This is a genomic window from Dietzia maris (assembly GCF_014144855.1).
Taxonomy (GTDB): Bacteria; Actinomycetota; Actinomycetes; order Mycobacteriales; family Mycobacteriaceae; genus Dietzia; species Dietzia kunjamensis.
Genome location: NZ_JAALDN010000286.1, coordinates 1 through 6,016 on the forward strand (window position 1 = coordinate 1; position 6,016 = coordinate 6,016).

6 protein-coding genes and 1 pseudogene are annotated in these 6,016 nt (G+C 71.1%); all 7 read left to right on the plus strand.

All coding sequences use genetic code 11. From position 1 onward, the window contains the following. A pseudogene (locus G6024_RS09895) lies at positions 1-226 on the plus strand (hypothetical protein); the annotation flags it as partial. Then, positions 223-999: an ABC transporter ATP-binding protein gene (locus G6024_RS09900; RefSeq protein WP_159148609.1), complete on the plus strand. Its 777-nt coding sequence runs from the start codon at positions 223-225 to the stop codon at positions 997-999. The pseudogene G6024_RS09895 and the gene G6024_RS09900, both read left to right, overlap by 4 nt. Then, on the plus strand, positions 999-1,955 hold the full coding sequence (locus G6024_RS09905; protein WP_235027846.1) for an ABC transporter permease: 957 nt from the start codon (positions 999-1,001) through the stop codon (positions 1,953-1,955). The genes G6024_RS09900 and G6024_RS09905 overlap by 1 nt, the downstream gene beginning before the upstream one ends. Positions 1,956-2,104: 149 nt before the next feature. Further along, complete coding sequence (locus G6024_RS09910) at positions 2,105-3,280, plus strand: ABC transporter substrate-binding protein (protein ID WP_159148610.1); 1,176 nt, start codon at positions 2,105-2,107, stop codon at positions 3,278-3,280. 65 nt (positions 3,281-3,345) lie between these two features. Further along, positions 3,346-4,689, plus strand: a complete 1,344-nt coding sequence (locus tag G6024_RS09915; protein ID WP_159148611.1) for an FAD-binding oxidoreductase — start codon at positions 3,346-3,348, stop codon at positions 4,687-4,689. Continuing rightward, on the plus strand, positions 4,677-5,507 hold the full coding sequence (locus tag G6024_RS09920; RefSeq protein WP_159148612.1) for a creatininase family protein: 831 nt from the start codon (positions 4,677-4,679) through the stop codon (positions 5,505-5,507). Before G6024_RS09915 ends, G6024_RS09920 begins: the two co-directional genes overlap by 13 nt. Then, on the plus strand, positions 5,504-6,016 hold a 513-nt coding region (locus tag G6024_RS09925; RefSeq protein WP_159148613.1), incomplete at its 3' end, for a pyridoxamine 5'-phosphate oxidase family protein. The genes G6024_RS09920 and G6024_RS09925, both read left to right, overlap by 4 nt.

The window sequence follows — 6,016 nt, forward strand, 5'->3', positions numbered from 1 at the left end:
GCCCGCCGGCCCCTCGCCCGGCCTCCGGGCCGACCTGCTGCTGGTCCGGGCGGGCGGGCTCGACGACGTGATCGCCGACGCGCCACCCGACCGGATCGTGCTGCGGGCGGGCTGCGTGGTGGCGGAGAGGGAGGTCCTCGTCGTCGTCGACCCCGGTGTCGCGCTGCTCGACGACCAAGCCCCCACCACCCACCCACGGACACCCACCTACGAGGAGACCCGATGACCACACCCACCGACATGCGGGCGGCGCAGGCCGCCCGGCCCGGCAGCGAGATCCTCGGATTCGACGGCGTCGGAGTGACCTACCCCAATGGCACCCGCGCGCTCGACGGCGTGGACCTGCGGATCCGCGCCGGAGAGTTCGTCAGCGTCGTGGGCCCGTCCGGCTGCGGCAAGTCCACGCTGCTCAGCCTCGCGTCCGGGCTCGCCACCCACACCGACGGCTACATGCAGACCGGCACCGACCGCATCGGCTACGTCTTCCAGGACGCGACCCTGCTGCCGTGGCGGACGGTCGAGCAGAACGTGGAGATGCTTGCCGAGCTCGACGGCATCGGCCGCACCGAACGCCGTGAGCGCGCCGCGGCGGCGATCGAGCTGGTGGGCCTGGCCGGGTTCGAGAAGTCGCTGCCGCGGGAGCTGTCGGGCGGCATGAAGATGCGTGTCTCGCTGGCCCGCTCGCTGACCCTCGACCCGGAGTTGTTCCTGTTCGACGAGCCGTTTGGCGCTCTCGACGAGATCACCCGGCAGCGCCTCGGCGACGAGCTGCTGGGGCTGTTCGCGACCAAGCGGTTCGCCGGGCTGTTCATCACGCACTCGGTCGCGGAGGCGGTGTACCTGTCCACGCGCGTGGTGGTGATGTCCGGTCGGCCGGGGCGCATCACCCATTCGGTGGATGTGCCGTTCGGCCCGGACCGCGACCCCGAGATCCGCTACACGGCGGACTACATGAACCTCGTCGGCGAGGTTTCCCAGGCACTCGAGGAGGCGCACTGATGAGAGGCACACTGATGAACGGAATCACCGCCCGCGCGACCGTGAAAAACCACGACGACGACCACGACGACGACAAGGTCACCGCCGCCGGCGTGGGCCCGGGCCCCGTAGCCGAACCGGCCGGGGGAGCCCCCGCCGCCGGACCCGCCCGCTCCCGGTTCCGCTTCTCGGCCGACGGGCCCGTGGTCCGCTACGGCGGCCCGTTGGCGGTCCTGGCTGCGGTGCTGGGCCTGTGGTACTTCGTGAGCTACGGGGTGCTCGAGCCGTCGCGGCGGTTCCTGCTGCCGGCGCCGCACGTGGTGGTCACCGACGGGCTGTTCGGGCCCAGCATCTCGGGCATGCTCGAGGCGCTCGGCCGCACCGCGACCGTCGCGCTGACGGGGTTGGCGATCGCGTTCGTGATCGGCGTCGTGTGGGCGATCATCATGAGCCAGGAGAAGTGGGCCGAACGCTCGCTGTTCCCGTACGCGGTGGTGCTGCAGTGCATCCCGATCCTCGCGCTGGTGCCGCTGATCGGCTTCTGGTTCGGCTTCGGGTTCACCGCCCGCGTGTTCGTGTGCGTGCTGATCGCGCTGTTCCCGATCGTGTCCAACACGCTGTTCGGTCTCAAATCCGTGGACCCGGGCCTGCGCCGGCTGTTCACGCTCCACCACGCCGGGCGCCTGACGGTGCTGCGCAAGCTCGAGGCCCCGGCGGCGCTGCCCGCCCTGTTCGAGGGCCTGCGCGTGGCGGCCGGCCTGTCGGTGGTCGGTGCGATCGTCGGCGACTTCTTCTTCAAGCAGGGCGACCCGGGCATCGGCATCCTCATCGACACCTTCCGCGCCCGGCTGCAGTCGCCGGAACTGTTCGCCTCGATCATCCTGGCCTCCCTGCTCGGCGTGGCCGTGTTCCTGTTCTTCGGTCTGTTGTCCCGGAAGGTCGTGGGGCGCTGGTACAACCCGGACGCCGACCGCTAGTCGTAACCCCCGGCGACCAGCCGTAACGACTCCCGACCGAACCCGCAACACCACTGAAACACGGCAGCGGTTCACTCTTCTTTATTGATCACATCAATACAGCACTCGCTCCCATCTCGTCGTTCCGTCACCCACACCCAGGAGTTCCCATGCGACGCACCACCGCCCCCCGTACCGCCGTCTCCGTGGCCGCGCTCTGCGCCCTCGGCGCCGTCACGCTCACCGCCTGCGGCGGTTCCGAGTCCGCGGAGGCCTCTTCCGGATACAGCGGGGAGATCGGCGCGGTCGACCTCAGCGAGGTCTGCCCCGAGAAGGTCGTGGTCCAGACGGACTGGAACCCCGAGGCCGAGCACGGCCACCTCTACGAACTCCTCGGACCGGAGCCGACCATCGACGCCGGCGCCAAGTCGGTCTCCGGGCCGCTGTTCGCCTCCGGTGAGTACACCGGTGTGGACGTGGAGGTCCGGGCCGGCGGCCCCGCGATCGGCTTTCAGCAGGTCACCGCGCAGATGTACCAGGACACCGACATCATGCTCGGCTACGTGGACGCCGACCAGGCGGTCCAGAACTCGCTGAACAACCCCACCATCGGCGTCTTCGCACCGCTGGACATCAATCCGCAGATGATCATGTGGGACCCCGAGACCTACCCCGACGTCGAGACCGTCAGCGACCTCAAGGACGAGAACACGCGGGTCCTGTACTTCGAGGGCAACGCCTACATGGACTATCTCCTCGGCGAGGGCATCCTCGACCCCGCCCAGGTCGACGGAAGCTACGACGGTTCGCCCTCGAACTTCGTCGCCTCCGGCGGTGCGGTCGCCCAGCAGGGCTTCGCCAGCGCCGAGCCGTTCATCTACGAGAACGAGGTCGCCGAATGGGGCAAGCCGGTGAAGTACCAGCTGCTCCACGACCTGGGCTACCCGATCTACAAGTCGATGATGGCCGTGCGCAGCGCCGAGCTCGAGGACAGTGCGGCGTGCCTGGAGAAGCTGGTGCCCGTACTGCAGCAGGCCGAGGTCGAGTACTTCGAGGACCCGGCCCGCACCAACGCCGTGATCGTGGACGCCGTTGAGCAGTTCAACACCGGCTGGGTCTACAGCTCGGAGCTGGCCGACTTCGCCGTCGAGGCCATGCTCGAGCGCGAACTGGTGGGTAACGGACCCAACGCCACGATCGGTGACTTCGACGACGAGCGCCTCGCCGACATGGTGGCCAAGGTCAAGGGCGTCTACGAGGCCGCCGATGTCGCGATCGCCGAGGACGTCTCGCCCGGGACCGTCGCCACCAACCAGTTCATCGACCCGGCCATCGGGATGAACTGATCCGGCTCCTCTGCCCGGTTCACCCCTTCAGTTCCCGCCGCCCCCGCACCCGATCGGAGCCCCTCGTGACCGCGACCTCCACCGCACCCGCCACTCCCACCGGATCGCCCGGATCCACCGCAGACGTCGCCGGCCTGGTCGACGACCTGCTCGACCTGCTCGGTCCCGATGCCGTGCACACCGACGACCGCGCCCTGGACAAGGCGTCGGTGGACGGGTCCTACCTCAGCCCGATCCTGCGGGCGCAGTGGCCGATCGGCCGGCCCGAGGTGGTGTGCCGACCGACGGACGTGCAGCAGGTGCCCGCCGTGGTCCGCGCGGCCGTCCGCCGACGGGTGCCCATCACCTCCCGGGGCAAGGGCACCGGCAACTACGGCCAGGTGGTCCCGCTGCACGGCGGGCTGGTCCTGGACCTGACCGCGCTGCGAGGCGTCGACCACGTGGACACGGGGGCGGGCGTGGTCACCGCCGAGGCCGGGGTCCGCATGCTGACCCTCGAGAAGCGGCTGGCCTCCCACCACGGCAGTCAGCTGTGGATGTACCCGTCCACCGTGCAGTCGACCCTCGGCGGGTTCCTCGCCGGCGGGTCGGCGGGCACCGGCACGATCGTGCACGGCCGCAACCACCAGGGGTTCGTCGAGGCGCTCGACGTGGTCTTCGCCCACGAGGACGCCGAGATCGTGCACCTGGAGGGTGCCGACGCCCAGCCGTTCGTCCACACCTACGGGGTCGCCGGGATCATCGTGCGCGCCACGGTGCGGATCGAACCGCTGCAGGACTGGCGGTGCGTGTACGCGAGTTTCGACGACCACCACGACGCGTTCGCGGCGGTGCGGCGGGTCCATCTCGTGGAGCCGGCGCCGCGCCTGTGCTCGGCGGACGGCGCCCACGTGTCCTCGTGCCTGCCCGCCGACGAGGCCATCCCCGCCGGCCGGGCGAGCCTGCGGGCGATCGTCGACGCCGCCGCGGTAGACGAGGTGCGGGCGATCATCGACGGTGCAGGGGGAGTGGTCGAGGCGGTCCGCACGGGCGTCAACGAGACGATCAAGGTCTCGACCCTGTCCTACAACCACCCCACCCACTGGCTGCAGAAGGCCGAGCCGGACACCTGGTTTCACATGGAGTGCCAGGGTGACGCCCTGGTGGAACGCCTCGATGAGGTGGAGGCCGTCTACCCGGGCGGGACCCTGCACCTGGAGGCGGGACACGGGCGCATGTTCGGGATGCTCAACGGTCATTACATCTCGCCGGAGGCCGCGTACGCGGGTGTGCCTGAGCTGGAGGAGCTGGGGGTGCGCGTGCACTCGCCGCACCAGTACCGCGTGGACCACGGCACCGAGGCCGTCCGCGCGCTGGCGGCCCGCACCGACCCGTTCGGCCTGCTCAACCCCGGGCGGTGGGAGGCGTGATCGGGCCGCAGCGGCGCTACGCCGAACTCACGACCGTCGAGGCGGGCCGGGTCGGATGCGGTGACCCCGTCGCCGTCATCCCGGCCGGGGCGATCGAACCCCACGGTCCGCACCTGCCGCTGGCGACCGACCTCCTCGTGGCCGAGCACGTGGCCGCCCACGCGGTGGCCGCCGCGGCGGAGGCGGGCGTCGACGCCTGGCTCATGCCGGCGCTGGGATATACGAAGAGCGACGAACACGCCAACCTCGCCGGGGCGTTGTGGATCTCCGGGGAGACGCTGATGCGCGAGGTGGTCGAGCTCGGCTCGGCACTGCGGGCGAGCGGGTTCACCCGGGTGTTGTTCGTCAACTGCCACGGCGGCAACTCGGCGCTGCTCGAGGTCGCGCTACGCGAACTGCGCCGCCGGTTCGGGCTGCGCACCTTCCTCTACGCCGGGCGTGCGGTCCCGGGCCCCACCGAACTGGGGATGGGCATCCACGCCGGGTGGGCGGAGACGTCGATGATGCTGCATCTGCACCCCGAGCTCGTCGACATGTCGGTGGCCGAGGCGAGGGTCCCCGCGGGGATCGCCGTGTGCCAGCACATCGGGTTCACCGGCCCCGTGCGGTTCGGCTGGTTGGCCGACGACCTGTCCGACACCGGGGTGATCGGCGACCCCACCGGGGCCGACGCCGAGACCGGCCGGCGGTTGGTGGCCGATCACGTGGAGACCGTGGCCGCCGCGCTCGCGGAGATCGAGGAGTTCGACCCGGCGCGCGGGGTGTCCGCCGCGGCCACCGTCACCGCCGCGGCCACCGTAACGGGAGGTGCACTGTGACCGCCGTCGAGATGCCCGTGGTCACCATGCCCGGCCCCGCCGATGACCCGCTGCAGGCGATGGTCGCGTGGTTGTCGATCGACCCGGCGGACCCGCCGCTGGGGGTCCTGGCCACGGTCGGCCCGGACGGGACCCCGCACTGTCGGCACCTGCTGGTCTCCGGGGCCACCACCGACGGGCCCACGTTCCACACCGATTCGCGGTCCCAGAAGGCCCTGGACCTGGCCGCCGATCCGCGCGCGACGCTGGTCGTGGTGTCCGCCGACCGGGCGCGGCAACTCACGGTCACCGGGGTGGCCGAGCCGACCGATCGGGACGAGCACCTGGCGAGCTATCACGCCCGCAGCGAGTACCTCAAGCTCCTGGCCTGGACCAACGACCTCGCGACGGCGGAACTCGCCCCGCCGGGCAGACGCCGGGTGTGGGCCGCGGCGGTGGAGCGGTTCGGCCCGTCGCCGGCGCAGCCGCCCGAGACGTGGCTGGGCATGCGGCTGCGGCCCGAGACCGTG